We start from the raw sequence: 18,016 nt of genomic DNA on the forward strand, positions 1-18,016 counted from the left end.
AACAAGAGGCTATAATCATTTATGTCACTATGGCGTAAAATATATTACAACATGTTGAATTTACCACTTAAATTATTGGTAAAAAGTAAACTAATTCCATCGGACCCAATTACTGAGCTGCAATTGGATACAAATAGGCCTACGCTTTATGTATTGCCATACCACTCTAAGTCCGACCTCCTAACGCTACGTCACCAATGTTTAGCCATCGGTCTACCTGACCCGTTAATTGATAATGACATCAATGGTATTAAATTACCTGCCTATGTATTTATCGATGATGGCCCACGTGTTTTTCGTTACTATTCTCCGGATCCACGTAAAGAGTCAGTGAAAATATTCCATGCTTATTTAGATTTGCATCGTAATAATCCAAATTTAGATATTCAGATGCTACCTGCATCCGTGATGTTTGGTCGCTCGCCAGGACGTGAAGGTCATACACCAACACCGCCGTTAAAGCTGCTCAATGGTATCCAGAAATTCATTGCCATTCTTTGGCTCGGGCGCGATAGTTTTGTTCGTTTATCACCGATTGTCTCAATCGGAAAAATGGCGCAAGACCACGGTACCGACACCATTATTGCCAATAAACTTGCGCGAGTTGCTCGGATCCACTATTCACGCCAACGGTTAGCCGCGGTAGGACCTAAGCTTCCTGTACGCCATGAACTGTTCAATAAACTGCTCACGTCAAAAACAATTGAAAAAGCGGTTGAAGATGAAGCGCGCAGTAAAAAAATTCCACTCAAAAAAGCGCAACAAAATGCGGTTAATATGATGGAAGAGATAGCGGCAAATTTTTCTTACGAAGCTGTTCGCTTATCGGATAGAGTCCTAAGTTGGACTTGGAACCGACTCTATCAAGGGATAAACGTTCAACACGCTGAACGAGTCCGCCAGCTAGCGCAAGATGGCCATGAAATTGTTTATGTTCCATCCCATCGTAGCCATATGGACTATTTACTGCTTTCCTATGTGCTTTATCACCAAGGGCTCGTTCCACCCCATATCGCGGCAGGTATCAACCTCAACTTTTGGCCGGCAGGACCTATTTTCCGTCGTCTAGGTGCCTTTTTTATTCGTCGCACATTCAAAGGCAATAAACTCTATTCAACAATATTTCGTGAATATTTGAGTGAATTATTTGCCCGGGGTTATTCAATAGAATACTTCGTTGAAGGAGGTCGCTCACGTACAGGTCGTTTATTAACGCCTAAAACTGGTACGTTATCGATGACATTACAAGCAATGCTGCGTGGAGACTCACGTCCAATCACTATTGTGCCTATTTATATTGGCTATGAACATGTGATGGAAGTCGGCACCTATGCAAAAGAGCTACGGGGCGCAGAGAAAGAAAAAGAAGGTTTCCTTTCGATGATTCGAGGTTTGCGTAAGTTACGCAACTTAGGGCAAGGTTATGTCAACTTTGGACAGCCGATTTCTCTATCTCAATACCTGACTCAACGCGTACCTAATTGGCGTGATTCCATTGACCCTATTGAACCGCAACGCCCATCTTGGCTAAACCCAACAGTTGGCGCGCTGGCAGATAATATCATGGTCAATATTAACAATGCCGCCGCGGCGAATGCCATTAATCTTTGTTCAACCGCTTTGCTTGCTTCGCGCCAACGTTCTTTAACCCGTGAGCAACTTATCGAACAAGTTGAGTGCTATCTGCAACTATTGCGCAATGTGCCTTATACTGCCGACGCGACTACGCCGAACAAAACGGCGGAACAGTTGCTCGAACATGCATTGCAAATGGATAAATTCGAAGTCGAAAAAGACAGCATGGGGGATATTATTATCCTCCCTCGTGAAAATGCCGTCTTAATGACATATTACCGCAACAATATCCATCACCTACTGGTATTACCTTCGTTGATTACCAGTATCGTTCTGCACCATGAGCGCATTAGTCGCCAAGATATCCATTTTCAGGTAGGGCAAATATACCCGTTCCTTAAAACTGAACTGTTTATGCGTTATGACAGTGAGTCTTTAGCAGAAACCGTGGATACCTTGATTAATGAGCTAAGTGATCAGAAACTTATCGGCTTACGTGATGACGATATGGTAGTACTGAATCCACGCCGTATTCGACCATTACAATTGTTAGCGGCAGGTGTCCGTGAAACACTACAACGCTATGCAATTACACTTTCTCTACTCAGTGCTAGCCCAGAAATAAGCCGGAACACTTTGGAAAAAGAAAGTCGTATTTTGGCTCAACGTTTATCTGTTCTTCATGGTATCAATGCACCTGAATTCTTTGATAAAGCAGTATTTTCTACACTGGTTGATACCTTAAAAGAGCAAGGCTATATCGATAACGATGAAAATGACATTTTCACAGCAAATGCGAAGAAACTTTACGCCGTCATCGCCCGTTTAATGTCACCAGAAATTCGTTTAACGATTGAAAGTGTCGGCCAAACGGATGAGCTTTCTGAACCTAAAAAGATACCCGTTATTGAAAGTAAAGTTGCCGAACAAACAGCTGAAGTGAAACCTGAACCAAAAGAATAACGTGATTTTTAGTCTGTTATCTTGTTAGATAATTAGAATAGCAAAAGGGTAATGCGTCATGGCATTACCCTTTTTTATTGTCCGTTTATTATCTTCCTAATACTGCTAGAAATAACTCACAACAATACCGATAAATAAAATAAGACCGACATAGTTATTATTCAAAAAAGCTTTGAAACAAGGAGCACGTTCACGATTAACCATTAATTTTTGCTGATAAATAAACAGCGCTAACACAAAAACTAATGATATATAATAAGCCGTTCCTAAGTTTGCTAAAGAGCCTATTACAATCAATAAGCCAATCATTAAAAGCTGCAATCCACCAATAATGACCTTGTCATAACGTCCAAATAAAATTGCCGTCGATTTCACACCAATTTTTAAATCATCGTTACGGTCAACCATCGCATACTGGGTGTCATAAATAACTGACCAAAGAATATTAACTAAAAACAATAACCAACAAACTAAAGGCAGCGATTCACTGACGGCAGAAAATGACATTGGAATCGACCAACCAAATGCCGCACCTAAAACAACCTGAGGTAAATGACTAACACGCTTAACAAAAGGATATACCCACGCTAATGCAAGACCCGCGATGGATAACCAAATAGTCATTGAGTTTAAGGTCAATACCAGTAAAAACGAAAGGCCAACTAGACCCACAAATATGATTTTGGCTTCTTTTTCGGTGACATCACCACTCGGTAAAGGCCTGTGTTTTGTTCTTTCCACATGCCCATCAAAATGGCGATCGGCAAAGTCATTAATAACACAGCCAGCAGCGCGCATGAAAAATACACCTGCGGTGAAAACAATTAAGATATGCAAACTAGGTGTACTTTGAGCCGCAATCCATAGTGCCCAATACGTCGGCCACAGTAATAACAGTGAGCCAATGGGTCTATCAATACGCATTAAACGGCTGTATGCATGCCATTTACTTAGCGTCATACTTCCCTCCACTTTGTCGTGCTCCTTTCTTACTTATTATTTAATAATATATGCAGGTGATTCAGGTAAAAATATTTCTGTTAATAATAAGGGTTTATCTGACAGTCTTAGCAAGGAACGACGAACCCAACGACTCGCACTAGAGCCAATATGAATATAATCTCGAGTGAGATTATCACGACTAAATAAATAACGCCCTAATGGTACTCTGCCGATATCAACTAACTGTTGGTCATCATCGGTGAGTGTTTCTTCTGGGATAAGCGTTCTTCCTAACAACCATGGGATATTATCCCCATACATGATCACTTCTCTTAACCAATAACGCTGACTTGCCGGTAAACATTTGGCCTCTTCTGCACTCAACATTTCAGGTGACACATAGCGTTCTAAATAAGGTATCACAGTGACTTGTCGGCTATGTTGTTCAAATCGTTGAGTCATAGAGCCAAGTTCTAATAACCAATTAAGGGTATTGGCTGGCACTAATTTATCATTATCTTTATCATCCTCTGGCAACCAATGAATCGGGTGAGAGGTAAAAAGCGTTTCATCCATTACTTAAATTTCCACCATAAAATACATGGTTTAGTTATCTTATTTCTTATTAAGTAGGATATCACGTTGTTTTGCTGCAAGGTTAAAGTTAGCTAACAATTTATATAAAAAGTCACATATTCAACACGAATTGTAAAAAACAAGTTAATATAATATTAATTAATAATGAGTTAGAGATATAAATGAATCATTAATATTGAAACAGCCTGTGTTTAAACAGACTGTTTCAGCGAAAAATCTAATCCATTAACGCCAGATTTTATAGCGGTTAATCAAGCCATTTGTCGAACTATCATGACTCTCTACAGCATCACCATCTTCTAACTCAGGTAAAATACGGCTCGCCAGTTGTTTACCTAGCTCAACGCCCCATTGGTCAAAGCTGAAAATATTTAAAATAGCGCCTTGAGTGAAAATTTTGTGCTCATACATAGCAATCAATGCACCCAGTGAATAAGGTGTAATCTCTTTTAACAAAATAGAATTTGTCGGTCGATTACCTTCAAACACTTTATATGGCGCAACATATTCCATCTCTGCAACATTTTTACCTTGCGCCGCAAACTCTGCATCAACAACTTCACGCGTTTTACCAAACGCTAACGCTTCTGTTTGGGCAAAAAAGTTAGAAAGCAGTTTTTCATGATGATCGCCCAACTGATTATGCGTCACTGCAGGTGCAATAAAATCACACGGGATCACTTTTGTGCCTTGATGGATCAACTGATAGAAAGCATGTTGGCCATTAGTGCCAGGTTCGCCCCAAATAATTGGGCCCGTTTGATAAGAAACAGGGTTGCCATCGCGATCAATATACTTACCATTTGACTCCATATTACCTTGTTGGAAGTATGCCGCGAAGCGATGCATGTACTGATCGTATGGCAGAATCGCTTCAGTTTCTGTTCCAAAAAAATTGTTATACCAAATGCCAATCAGAGCCAATAACACTGGAATATTATTCTCAAGCTCTGTAGTCGTAAAATGTTTATCCATAGCATAAGCACCGTCCAGTAATTGAACGAAGTTGTCATAACCTACAGATAAAATAATAGACAGGCCAATAGCTGACCACAGAGAATATCGACCACCAACCCAGTCCCAAAACTCAAACATATTGTCAGTATCAATACCGAATTTTTCCACTTGCTCCGCATTGGTTGATAACGCAACAAAGTGCTTAGCAACATGCTTTTCATCTTTTGCGCTCGCCAATAACCAATCACGGGCAGAGTGCGCGTTCGTCATTGTCTCTTGTGTGGTAAATGTTTTAGAAGCAATCAAAAATAACGTAGTTTCTGGATTAATATTTTTCAATGTTTCTGCGATTTGAGTGCCATCAACATTCGACACAAAATGCATATTTAAATGATTTTTATAAGGACGTAGTGCTTCCGTTACCATGAATGGACCAAGATCAGAGCCACCAATACCAATATTCACTACATCAGTAATCGCTTTACCGGTATAACCTTTCCACTCGCCACTAATGATGCGCTGACTAAACTGGCTCATTTTTTCCAGCACCGCATTGACATCTGGCATCACATCTTTGCCATCAACGTAAACAGGCGTGTTATCACGATTACGCAAAGCCGTGTGTAATACCGCTCTATCTTCTGTACGATTAATTTTTTCACCATTAAACATACTTTTAATTGCATCTTTCAGCTCAGTTTCTTTGGCTAATGCAATAAGCTTATCTAACGTTTCTTGGGTAATTCTATTTTTGGAGAAATCCACCAACATTTGGTCATCAAATGTCGCTGAAAATTTAGTGAAGCGGTCTTTATCTTGGGCAAATAAATCACGCATATGAACTTCTTTCATTTGGTCGAAATGTTGTTCTAACGCACGCCATGCTGCCGTCTGGCTTGGATTAATACTTCTCATAAATAACTCTCTCCAAACAATTTTAAATAATAATAGATTGTACCCCGTCAATGAAACGAGACTTATCGGTTTTCTGCGTTCTAGTGATATTCCTCAATTATGGCCTATTTAGCCAGACCTAATTACATCTAACCCTAAATAATTCAAGCTCAGAGTCATCAACAGCTATGTGACTTGAGGTATAACGAGTATATCGAGAAAACAAATAATTAATTACCTATCATTAGAATTACTGATTTCCATCGATTCTTCATTGACTGAGCCCATAGAACCCGATATTTCTATACTTAGAGTCTAAGCGCCATTTTAAATATATAAAGCATAAGAACACGTTTATCTAAAGGGATTGAAATCATGAATACTGCCGTACCTTCACCAGACAATAGTCAGTTTGTTATCGCAAAATTTGGCGGAACTAGTGTCGCAAATTTCGACGCAATGAATAAAAGTGCCGATATTGTTCTATCCAACCGTAATGTGCGTGTAGTGGTGCTGTCTGCATCCGCAGGCATTACCAACTTACTGATAGAACTGGCTGAAGGTTGTGATGCAGATAAACGTAACGAGCTACTGCAAAAAATCAAAGAAATTCAATATGCGATCATTGATAAACTACAAACCGCAGATATTATTCGTGAAGAAGTAAATCGCTTATTAGAAAATATTGCCCATCTAGCCGACTCCGCCTCACTTGCCACATCTGATGCCCTAACAGATGAAATGGTCAGCCATGGCGAGTTGATGTCAACATTGTTATTTGTTGAGGTTTTACGTCAAAGAAGTACTAACTCACAATGGTTTGATGTCCGTAAAGTGATGAGAACCGATGAAAACTTTGGCCGCGCAGAACCAGAGCTTTCCCAATTAAAAGCGTTAGCTCAACAACATTTATACCCTCGCTTAGCCGATGCAGTAGTGATCACTCAAGGCTTTATTGGCCGTGACCAAAAAGGCAGAACGACCACTCTCGGCCGTGGCGGTAGCGATTATACGGCAGCACTACTTGCTGAAGTCCTAGACCTTTCTCGCGTTGACATATGGACCGACGTACCCGGAATCTATACCACAGATCCTCGTGTCGTACCGAATGCAAAACGTATCGATGAAATTGCCTTTGATGAAGCAGCTGAAATGGCCACTTTTGGGGCAAAAATTCTTCATCCAGCCACATTGCTACCGGCCGTAAGAGCAGGTATACCTGTGTTTGTTGGCTCAAGCAAAGCACCAGAAGATGGCGGAACAATTGTATGTGATAAAACTACCAACCCGCCACAATTTAGAGCATTGGCATTACGTCGTAAACAAACATTGCTTACGCTGCATAGCCTTAAAATGCTCCATGCACGTGGTTTTCTTGCTGAAATTTTCACAATTTTGCTGCGTCATAATATCTCAGTTGACCTCATCACTACTTCTGAAGTCAGCATTGCACTCACGCTTGATACGACGGGTTCAACAGGCACTAACGGCAGCTTATTAACCAATGCCTTAATGACTGAACTATCCGCACTATGCCGTGTTGAAGTTGAAGAGAATCTTGCGTTAGTTGCCATCATCGGTAATGAACTTTCACAAGTGAATGGACTTGGTCGACAAATATTTGGAGCTTTAGAATCATTTAATATTCGCATGATAAGCTACGGCGCAAGTAGCCATAATATCTGCTTATTAGTGCCAGGGGATGATGCTGAAGAAATTGTTCGCACACTGCATAGTAATTTGTTTGAGTAATAACGATTTAGTATTCCTAAAAATATAGACGGTATTCATGACCGTCTATATTTAAGTCTGCCACTGCCTTAAAACCAAGCCAATACACAGCCTTATTGCATATTCAAATATGAGGTAATCATTATGCTAATTTTAATTCAGATTAAACTTTATTAGATTTACTTTTCATCAAAATTTTTTGTAAATCATCGGTATATTGCAATTCATTTGCTTTTACCTTTGTTTCATTTTTGAGCAATGTCAAATTCTGTTTTGCTTTAGTATTGCCTAACTTTTCTGCACGTTCAAACCACATTACAGCGCGAAAAATATTTTTATCGCCCCCAATACCTCTTGCATACATCACCGCTAAATTATTTTGAGCGTCACTGTTTTCTTTAAAAGCCGCTTTTTCCCATAACTCTCGCGCTTTACGTGGATCTTGCGAAACCCCAGTACCCGTTAAATAAAACACCGCTAATTGATTTTTTGCATCAATACTATTTTCTTCTGACAATTGAAGCCAATCGACAATATTCTTAATATCAATGTCTTTCAAACCGCCCGCTAAATAAAGCGATGCAAGCTTAAGCTGCGCCGACGTAATATCGTCATCTGCCATACTGAGATACCATTCAACGGCTTTAGCATTATCTTGTTTTACTCCCCCCAATCCTTTTTCATAGAACTCAGCCACTTTCATGCCTGCTTCCGATGACTCATTGAGTGCAGCACGTTGATACCATGCAAAAGCTTCCACTAAATCCAGACCAACGCCATCACCATTCTCATACGCTTTTGCCATCGCTAGCTGGCCCGATGTATCACCTTGCAAAGCCGCTCTTTTATACCAATAAATTGCTTGATAACTATTTTTTTCGATTAGGGGATGGCCTTTTTGATAAAAATCACCCATGTTTGTTTGAGCAATTGCCGAGCCCATATTGGCAGCTTGTCGATATAAATAAATGGCAGTTGCATCATCTTTTTCAAGCCCTTCACCATTCTCATACATCACGGCAAGATTATTAAAGGCTGCTGATATGCCATTTTCAGCACTTTTCTCATACCATTCACGGGCTTTTTGATAATCAACATCGCCCCCTAAACCATCATGATAAAACATACCTAACGCAAATTGAGCGTGCGCTTGCCCTTGCTCTGCCGCTTCCGAATACCATGCCTTGGCTTGCTTATCATCTTCTTTGACCCCTAGACCACGTTCATATAAAAATCCCATGGCATATTGGCAATAGGCGTCACCTTTCTCTGCACCTTTGCGGTACCAATTTGCGGCTTCAGTGTATTTCTTCTGGTTTTGTAATAACATACCGAGGTAATAATCACCATCCGTGTTATCTAAATCAGCGACTTTTTTAAACCAACGATAGGCGATTTTATCGTCAGCCTCTAAAAACTCAGTCCCATCCATATAAGCAATGCCGATATCAATCATCGCATTCACATCGCCATTAGATGCCTGTGTCATTTTCTTTTTAAATTCAGCAGGAAAATCATTCTGTTTTGTTTGTACTAAGAGGGTCTGAGATTTTTCTTTTATTGAGTCCCCTTTTACCGATTCAGCTTGTGTAAAAGGGATATAGCTAATACACAGACCCAGCAATAGATGGTGTAATTTCATCGATTTAATCCATTAACTAGAATGATGTTATTAACATAACACCTCAATAAAAAAATCATAAGGGACTCAAGCTTAAAATAATGAAATTGAGCAAGAATAGCGGATAAAAATTCAGGCAGCTAACCACTCAATACTCCAAGACCTTAGCTGCACTGAACAGTCATATTTACAAGTAAGAAGCCAAATCAAAAATAAACACTATCGATTAATTAACTCGATAACCACCATGTTTACTGGCAAATAAATTAAACTTGCCCCATTCGATGAATATCACTTCTAGTTTTGGATGGCTAATATTACACAAACTTGAAATCTGAGAGATCACAAAATGATTTTCTTTAATTAACTCAGGCGAAAAAGTCTCTGCAATCAATCCACTTTCTTTAGATGTCACTAACCAGCCATCATTAGTCGAAAACTTATGTACCGGTATCATCCCATCTTTAGCACTTTCTTGAGATAACAGTTTATCTTCATCTTTTTGTGCTTGATGAAAAGCCGTAATTTCCTCATCAGAAGGTAGAGGTTCTACTTTTTCTTGCTCTTCAAGAAATAAATAGATTTCTTCTGCTCTCGCCGGAGTTAACTCACTTCTTAACCATATCTGATTAAAACAGTGTTCATTGAGTGAATCATCTGTATCAAGCTTATCCATAATTTGTAAAATACTCATCATGGCGCTTACAGCATCTTCACTCAATATGAACGTTTCTGGCGCTGCACTATTTTGAATCTGATAAGGAAAAACTGACGCTGATGGTAGTTTTTCTTCAATAATAAATTCATAGCTCATCATTTGGCCCCTTTGAATGTCATAGCTATAAGATGGTGCCTAATGCATGAAAAATCAATCCACTGATCCATTAGTCCTCCGGGTCATAACCTAAATTAGGTGCTAGCCAGCGCTCAAGTTCAGTCACTAACATCCCTTTACGCTTTGCATAATCTTCGATTTGATCTTTCTGTAGTTGCGCCACCGCAAAATATTTACTATCAGGATGACTAAAATACCAACCCGATACCGAAGCTCCCGGCCACATCGCAAATGAGCTCGTCAATTTCATGCCGACCTGCGTTTCAACGTCCAGTAACTGCCAAATCTTTTCTTTCTCAGTATGTTCAGGACAAGCCGGATACCCTGGAGCAGGCCGTGTTCCTTGATAATTTTCACGAATGAGCTCTTCATTACTCAAATTTTCATCTGCGGCATAGCCCCAATAACGCATTCTTACTTGCTGATGTAAATATTCTGCAAATGCTTCCGCCAATCTATCTGCTAATGCTTTAAGCATAATTTTATTATAATCATCATGCTCATTTTCATATTGCTCAGCCAGCGCGTCTTCTTCTAAACCACCAGTCACGGCAAATGCACCGATATAATCGGCCTTACCACTCTCTTTAGGTGCAACAAAATCCGATAAGCAATAATTTGGAAAATCAGTTTTCAATGTTTGCTGACGTAAATTAAGCCCAACAGCCTGAACGCTATCACGCAATGAAGAGTGATAAATTTCAATATCATCCCCTACACTGTTTGCTGGAAATAAACCAAAAATACCTTTAGGCGTCAGCAGTTTTTTCTCTGCCAACATATCTAACATCTCATTGGCATCAGCTAATAACCTACGAGCTTCAGAGCCCACTACTTCATCATCTAAAATTCGCGGATATTTACCCGCGAGAGACCACGTCATGAAAAAAGGAGTCCAATCAATATAATGGCGCAATACCTCAATAGAGGCTTCTACTTCTTGAACACCTAAGAAATTAGGTACAGGGGGCTGATAATTTGTCCAGTCAATTTTTACCGAATTCGCACGCGCAACATCAAGAGAAACAGGCGGTGTTTTTGGCCTACGGCGCCCATGTTGCTGACGGACGGTTTCATATTCACGACGTGTACGTTCTACAAATTCTGGTTTTTTTATTTCAGAAAGTAATGCAGAAACAACCCCAACGGTACGAGAAGCGTTAGAGACATAAGTGGTTGGCCCACGAACATAATTAGGTTCAATTTTAACCGCAGTATGTGCTTTAGAAGTTGTTGCGCCGCCAATTAATAATGGCAACGAGAAACCTTGCCTTTCCATCTCTTTAGCGACATGCACCATTTCATCAAGGGATGGTGTTATTAGCCCAGACAAACCAATAATATCGACATTTTGCTCGCGGGCGGTTTTTAAAATAGTTTCGCACGGCACCATAACGCCTAAATCAATGATTTCATAATTATTACATTGTAAAACTACACCAACAATATTTTTCCCGATATCGTGTACATCGCCTTTCACTGTCGCCAGTAGGACTTTACCTGCACTGCTACTCGACTGTTTTAATTCATTAATATACGGTTCTAAATAAGCAACAGCTTGTTTCATGACTCGGGCGGATTTCACGACTTGTGGCAGAAACATTTTTCCTTCACCAAACAGGTCTCCTACCACGTTCATTCCGTTCATCAAAGAACCTTCAATGACTTCAATTGGACTTGTTGCACGTGCTCTCGCCTCTTCCGTATCTTGAACGATAAATTCAGTGATACCTTTAACCAAGGCGTACTCTAAGCGTTTTTCAACTTCCCAACTTCGCCACTCTGCTTGCTGTATTTGTTGTTCTTCTGACCCTGTCGAGCGATATTTTTCTGCAAGCTCTAATAAACGCTCAGTACCATCATCCCGACGGTTTAAAATGACATCTTCAACTGCATTTTTTAACTCTGAGGGTAAATCATCATAAATGGCTAATTGCCCCGCATTTACGATCCCCATATCCATGCCATTTCGAATCGCGTAATACAAAAAAACCGCATGGATAGCTTCACGAACAGCATCATTTCCTCTAAATGAGAATGATACATTGGATACACCACCTGAAATCATCGCATACGGCAGTTGTTGCTTAATATCTTTACAGACTTCAATAAAATCAACCGCATAATTATTATGTTCTTCGATACCCGTCGCTACCGCAAAAATATTAGGATCGAAAATAATATCTTCAGGTGGAAAACCAACGGTTTCAGTTAATATTTGATAAGCACGGCGACAAATCTCAATTTTTCGTTCACGAGTATCCGCTTGCCCAATCTCATCAAAGGCCATAACAACCATTGCAGCCCCATACTTACGTACTAATTTAGCATGTTCGATAAAAGCGGTTTCTCCTTCTTTCATCGAAATAGAGTTAACAATCCCCTTACCCTGTATACACTTAAGACCTTTTTCAATAACCTCCCATTTAGAGGAGTCAATCATAATCGGCACACGAGAAATATCAGGTTCACCGGCAATTAAGTTCAAAAATCGCACCATTGCAGCATGAGAGTCCAGCATTCCCTCATCCATATTGATATCAATAATCTGTGCGCCACTTTCAACTTGTTGACGAGCAACATCTAACGCTTCTTGATAGTTTTCTTCTTTAATTAAGCGTTTAAATTTTGCTGACCCGGTGACATTAGTACGCTCACCCACGTTAACAAATAATGATTTTTGCCCAATATTAAGTGGCTCAAGGCCCGCTAATCGACATTCAATCGGTAATTCAGGGAGCTGCCGTGGTGCCAAACCTTTGACTGCTTCAGCCATTTTTTGAATATGCAAAGGCGTGGTTCCGCAACAACCCCCGACTATATTCAAGAATCCGGCTTGCGCCCATTCATGAATTTGCGCAGCCATATTTTGTGCATCAAGATCATATTCGCCAAACGCATTAGGTAAACCTGCATTTGGGTGAGCGCTTACATAACACTCAGAAATTCTAGATAATTCAGCGATATATTGACGTAGCTCATCAGGGCCTAATGCACAATTAAGGCCAAATGATAATGGCTGTGCATGACGTAAAGAGTTATAGAAGGCTTCGGTCGTTTGCCCAGATAGCGTTCGACCTGATGCATCGGTGATCGTGCCAGAAATCATCACGGGCAAATAAATATTGAGTGCTTCAAATTCACTTTCTACCGCAAAAATAGCTGCTTTGGCGTTTAACGTATCGAAAATGGTTTCGATCATGATTAAATCAACACCACCATTAATTAAAGCGCGCGTTGATTCACGATAAGCATCCACCAGCAAATCGAAGGTCACATTTCTAAATGCAGGGTCATTAACATCGGGGGAGATCGAGGCAGTTCGGTTAGTTGGACCTAAAACACCCGCGACATAACGTGGCTGCTCTGGTGTTTTGCGCGTCCATTCATCAGCACATTCACGCGCAATCTGCGCAGCAACCTGATTAATTTCAGCGGAAAGAGCTTCCATTCGGTAATCAGCCATCGCGATTGGCGTCGAGTTAAATGTATTGGTTTCAATAATATCCGCGCCAGCTTCAAAATATTGGCTATGGATCTCACGGATAATATCCGGTTGCGTCAGTACGAGAAGATCATTATTACCTTTTAGATCGCTAGGCCAATCAGCAAATCTTTCACCGCGAAATTGTTCTTCGGTTAATTTATGGCGCTGGATCATCGTTCCCATAGCACCATCGAGGACTAAGATGCGCTTCTTTAATTCTTGTTCTAATTGTTTGATTTTACTGGACACTGCACTGCCCTCCTGAAATCGGACACCCAAATAATAAGTTAAATTTTTCGCTCTCACATCCTATCACAACTTTCAGTTAGAAAATTTATCGCTGTGATGAGAGTTTCTCAGGTTGCCTCCAGATCTAATTTCTCACTGATCCGATGAGTATTTTCAGGGGAAATCATTCATAATAGAAACAAAAATACATTCCAGTCAGGAGAGACTTAATGGCGACTGCACCAATTACAAAAAAATTAAAAAAGGCAAAAGGCCCTGCCAGTGGAGCTACAGCAGCAGGACAAGTCCAATCATTAAGTCGTGGACTGACACTTTTGGAATATATTTCTGAATCAACTGGCGGTATTGCATTAACCGATATCGCTCTTCAATCAGGTTTACCTAACTCAACCACTCATCGCCTACTGATGACGTTAGAGCAACATGGTTTTGTACGCCAGACAGGCGATTTAGGACTGTGGGTCATCGCATCTAATGCATTCATTATCGGCAGTAGTTTTCTTGAAAGCCGCAACTTACTCGCACTTGTACATCCAATATTACGTCGTTTGATGGATGGATCTGGTGAAACGGTTAATTTAGCCATTCTCGATCGTAGTGAATACGATGCCGTGATTGTTGATCAGGTTCAATGTAATGCTTTGATGAGAATGTCGGCACCGATTGGTGGCAAGCTCCCATTACATGCATCGGGAGCAGGTAAAGCTTTTATTGCGAACCTTACCGAAGAAAAACTATTTTCGCTACTCAGTAAAAAAGGCTTACACGCCTACACGCCTCATACATTAACTAATCCTTCTGCATTAAAAGAGAATCTACAACAAGCTAAAAAACAAGGATTTTCTTATGATGATGAAGAACATGCCCTTGGTTTACGATGTATCGGAGCTTGTATTTACGATGAGCATAAAGAGGCCTTTGCTGCTATTTCAATTTCAGGCCCCCTATCTCGTATCACTGATGACCGAATTACCGAGCTCGGCGCTATGGTCATCAAAGCAGCAAAAGAAATCAGCCGTGAATATGGTGCGAACCGTTAATTAAATATTCACAGAGACTTAAATGGATCACTAAGATGATTAAACAGTTACGAAAAATACGAACTAATCCCCATGTTGATTAGAAAAGCTTTCTTCTGACTGTTTTTTCTGCTGATATGCCTTAAATCGTGACATATCGCGATATTTTTCAATCAACGCAAATACAATAGCTTCAGTTTCTGCATCTGCACGTCCGTCAATATCTCGAGGCCGGAAATGTAACTGGAAAGCGCGAAGAGTACTTTGTGTCTCCCTATCAAGTTTTCCTGTTAATGGTATTCCAGAGTAGCCATAAAATTTTAATGCTTTTTGTAATTGTAAGATATTCGTCGGCTCATTCACATTTCGACCCGCTAAATATTTAGTGACCGTTTTAGGATCAGGCCAAGCGCCAATGCCTTGTTGTGATAGCCGCTGCCACGGAAAAGCTCTTCCTGGATCTTGTTTACGTCGCGGAGCAACATCACTATGACCAAGAATATTTTCTGGAGGAATATTGTAACGCCGCATAATATCTTTAACTAACGGGATAAGCGCTACAATTTGAATATCATTAAACGGAGCCCACGTTTTATTCCCTTTTTTATCATCAGAGAAACCTCCGTTCACAATCTCAATACCAATTGAGCTATCATTCATACTAGTATGATAAAGCCAACGGCTATCTCCTGCATGCCACGCCTTTAACGATTCAGGAACCAATTGCAATACAATAGGTTGATTATTTTTCTGTTGCGGCTGACTTGGAATAAGATAATGAGAACTCACTTTGCCTTTTGTCAGTATCTTAATAGATTGCTCATCATCTGAAACAGTATAGTGCAGCACAACATACTGAATTCTTTCACTGGTATTTTTTGACGAGTAACTATGGTCGAGGTAATAACCTGTTTGTGATGATGGGCTTGAACACCCAATAAGTAAGAATATAATAAATATCCCTATTCCTTTGTACATCTTATCGTACCCTATTCCATTTCTATTAGTTGTTTATTTAAACATACAGTGCTAAATAACACTATAAAAAGGTGATATACCTTAGAAAAGGGTTTTTATAAAAACATCTGATACTATTTTTATACAACAATTATATATTCACCCCTAATGACCTAAAACAGTATTAGGTGATTATTTTAAATTTATACTTGTTAATTTAAAGCCTTATACTTCTCTAGTTTAAAGAACAACTTTTCTTTAAACGTTAAAAATAAAGGCTTATTTTTCAATCTCTGTGTGATTTTTATTTTAAAGATCACAACATAAACATCCAGTTAGTAATAAGTTATAGTAACAATACTCACTTTATATTATGACGACTTAATAATATATTATCTGGCGGTTATACTGTGATTACTAAGATAACTTAAGGAAAATTAAATAAGATTTCTTATCTACCCCATTACACATAACAATGGTAACTCATGTCAAGATTTCGGTTGTTATTTATAATTATACAATTTTATTTTTTAAAATCATAAAATATCGACAGGCTATTTAATCAGCAAGACATACTCCTTTTTCATACTCAACCTGTTTAGATATAAGACTCGTAATATCATCAATATCTATCTCTAAAAAAATAACAATTTCAATGAGTTTATCTAAACTTAACTTATTAATTCCAAGCTCATAACGAGAAATTTGTTGCTGACTTAAGTTAATAATTGCGGCTAACTCATTTCCCGATAAGCCTTTACCAACCCTAGCTTTACGTAAATGATTTCCTAATAATGCATAAATATTTTTTTTATCCGGTATATGCATACCTTCCCCCAAAAAAATAAAAAGAAAGACTTAGCTAGTATTATTCATTATAAAATTAATCCCTTACATTTAAAATAGTTATGAACAATCAAAAGTTAAAAATTGATAGGAATTAACCTTACTTTCTAATGAAGATAAGAGACATCCGTATTATTTTTAAGAGCAATCTATTGCTTTATAAATGAATTTTCCAATCACCTTAGTTTTATAGATAAAATAAAAAATCATTTATTATTCCGATAATTTAATATTCATTTACACTTTAAATAACACCAGAAATAATTAGTAACTAATACAAATAAATTCAATACATTAAATTTAACTTATTTTTATTTTTTATAAATAAAGATAAGTTAATCTTTAGATTATGAATAGCTTATAGAAACTTATTAAACAAATGTTTTCATATGAAAATAATGACTAAAGTATTAAATAATAGGCACTCAGTTAGTTTATGTCAGAGTAATAATCTAAACTTGACCTAAAAACAATAATTCCCACTTTATCATCTAAGTAATGCCTAAGCTCTACATCACTCACTTTTAAATTATGACGTAATGATGATGCATTTCTAAATACAACTTGCTTGTTTTCTTTAATCACAATACCAACATGGGTAACATCTAACCCCTGATTTTTAGAATATATCCCAATATAATCTCCCGTTTTTAATAATTCGATTAAACCTTCATCTACATAACGTGTCGGTATGTAGTTTATTAACCTAGCCTTAACGCCTAAACCAGAAATGAATGAACCTCCATTACCTTTCCTATTTAGTTTTTTCTCAATAGGAACTGCGTGTGAGCTAATCATTGTAGTGATATCAACGGCAATGGGTTTAGATTCTTGAGCCCAATCAGTAAAAAAATGGCGTCTGTTACTAAAAGTAACTTGTTGGTCTATATAACGAATATTAATAAGATTAGAAATAAATTGTTGATAATTTTCAGCACGCCTAAACGCTTCCGTGTATTCAATGAAAGTCATGCAATCCATCGCATTCAAATCCACAATTAGCCGTTCTACTGATAATGGATTCATATTCAATGTACTCTTGCTATAAGGCGTGCTTAGCAAGGTCTGTGTGATAGCTTTAGTTTTCAGCTCTTGTCGGGTATTTTGACTCTCTACTAGTACATTTTCTAAAATTGAATAAGAACCCGATGTAAAAACCACATCAGCGCTTACCCAATGAGAAGCTAAAAAGATAACCACAGCACCCACACATTTATACATCGTGCTTTTTTCCTCTTTTCATTACACATATTCCTCATCGTATGACAGATCAATAGACCTTAATTTTATGAATAAATTCATCTATTCAATATGAACATTTAATAATAAAACCCAATACTATT

General features: G+C 38.7%; 12 protein-coding genes. 3 read left to right on the forward strand and 9 right to left on the reverse strand.

What is annotated here, in order from left to right; translation table 11 throughout:
- The first annotated feature begins 21 nt into the window (after positions 1-21).
- Entirely contained in the window at positions 22-2,538 is a 2,517-nt protein-coding gene (gene plsB / locus ACTH6U_RS05600) for a glycerol-3-phosphate 1-O-acyltransferase PlsB (protein WP_441831783.1), read from the forward strand.
- A gap of 105 nt (positions 2,539-2,643) precedes the next feature.
- Here the strand turns inward: plsB and ubiA are convergent, their stop codons facing one another.
- From ubiA to pgi, 3 genes are all read right to left on the reverse strand, one after another.
- The gene (gene ubiA, locus ACTH6U_RS05605; RefSeq protein ID WP_294101385.1) at positions 2,644-3,498 is read right to left on the reverse strand and encodes a 4-hydroxybenzoate octaprenyltransferase; all 855 of its coding nucleotides are present in this window, start codon (positions 3,496-3,498) and stop codon (positions 2,644-2,646) included.
- 36 nt (positions 3,499-3,534) lie between these two features.
- Entirely contained in the window at positions 3,535-4,056 is a 522-nt protein-coding gene (ubiC, locus tag ACTH6U_RS05610; RefSeq protein WP_294101383.1) for a chorismate lyase, read from the reverse strand.
- A 246-nt stretch (positions 4,057-4,302) separates the two neighbouring features.
- Positions 4,303-5,949, reverse strand: coding sequence for a glucose-6-phosphate isomerase (pgi, locus tag ACTH6U_RS05615; protein WP_441831784.1), 1,647 nt, complete (start codon positions 5,947-5,949; stop codon positions 4,303-4,305).
- Between the two features lie 354 nt (positions 5,950-6,303).
- Between pgi and lysC the strand changes: the two genes are divergently transcribed.
- Complete coding sequence (lysC, locus tag ACTH6U_RS05620; protein ID WP_441831785.1) at positions 6,304-7,680, forward strand: lysine-sensitive aspartokinase 3; 1,377 nt, start codon at positions 6,304-6,306, stop codon at positions 7,678-7,680.
- Between the two features lie 142 nt (positions 7,681-7,822).
- Here lysC and ACTH6U_RS05625 read toward each other — a convergent pair whose 3' ends face one another.
- From ACTH6U_RS05625 to metH, 3 genes are all read right to left on the reverse strand, one after another.
- Complete coding sequence (locus tag ACTH6U_RS05625; RefSeq protein ID WP_441831786.1) at positions 7,823-9,301, reverse strand: tetratricopeptide repeat protein; 1,479 nt, start codon at positions 9,299-9,301, stop codon at positions 7,823-7,825.
- A gap of 205 nt (positions 9,302-9,506) precedes the next feature.
- Positions 9,507-10,097 carry a hypothetical protein gene (locus ACTH6U_RS05630; protein ID WP_294350028.1) on the reverse strand — a complete coding sequence of 197 codons (591 nt, stop codon included), beginning with the start codon at positions 10,095-10,097 and terminating at the stop codon, positions 9,507-9,509.
- Between the two features lie 67 nt (positions 10,098-10,164).
- Positions 10,165-13,851 (reverse strand): methionine synthase, encoded by a 3,687-nt coding sequence (metH, locus tag ACTH6U_RS05635; protein WP_294350025.1) that lies wholly within the window; start codon positions 13,849-13,851, stop codon positions 10,165-10,167.
- Between the two features lie 209 nt (positions 13,852-14,060).
- Between metH and iclR the strand changes: the two genes are divergently transcribed.
- Positions 14,061-14,891 carry a glyoxylate bypass operon transcriptional repressor IclR gene (gene iclR, locus ACTH6U_RS05640; RefSeq protein ID WP_294101364.1) on the forward strand — a complete coding sequence of 277 codons (831 nt, stop codon included), beginning with the start codon at positions 14,061-14,063 and terminating at the stop codon, positions 14,889-14,891.
- 63 nt (positions 14,892-14,954) lie between these two features.
- On the opposite strand, the gene ACTH6U_RS05645 is transcribed toward iclR, so the two are convergent.
- The 3 genes from ACTH6U_RS05645 to ACTH6U_RS05655 all read right to left on the reverse strand — a co-directional run bounded on the left by ACTH6U_RS05645 (position 14,955) and on the right by ACTH6U_RS05655 (position 17,894).
- Entirely contained in the window at positions 14,955-15,848 is an 894-nt protein-coding gene (locus ACTH6U_RS05645; RefSeq protein WP_294101360.1) for an N-acetylmuramoyl-L-alanine amidase, read from the reverse strand.
- Positions 15,849-16,385: 537 nt separating this feature from the next.
- Positions 16,386-16,655: a helix-turn-helix domain-containing protein gene (locus tag ACTH6U_RS05650; RefSeq protein ID WP_294101358.1), complete on the reverse strand. Its 270-nt coding sequence runs from the start codon at positions 16,653-16,655 to the stop codon at positions 16,386-16,388.
- A gap of 447 nt (positions 16,656-17,102) precedes the next feature.
- A complete protein-coding gene (locus tag ACTH6U_RS05655; RefSeq protein WP_441831787.1) occupies positions 17,103-17,894 on the reverse strand; it encodes an N-acetylmuramoyl-L-alanine amidase-like domain-containing protein in 792 nt (263 codons plus the stop codon).
- Between the last annotated feature and the right edge of the window lie 122 nt (positions 17,895-18,016).

Origin of the sequence: Providencia sp. (genome assembly GCF_052096715.1) — a bacterium.
In the GTDB taxonomy this organism is placed as follows: domain Bacteria; phylum Pseudomonadota; class Gammaproteobacteria; order Enterobacterales; family Enterobacteriaceae; genus Providencia.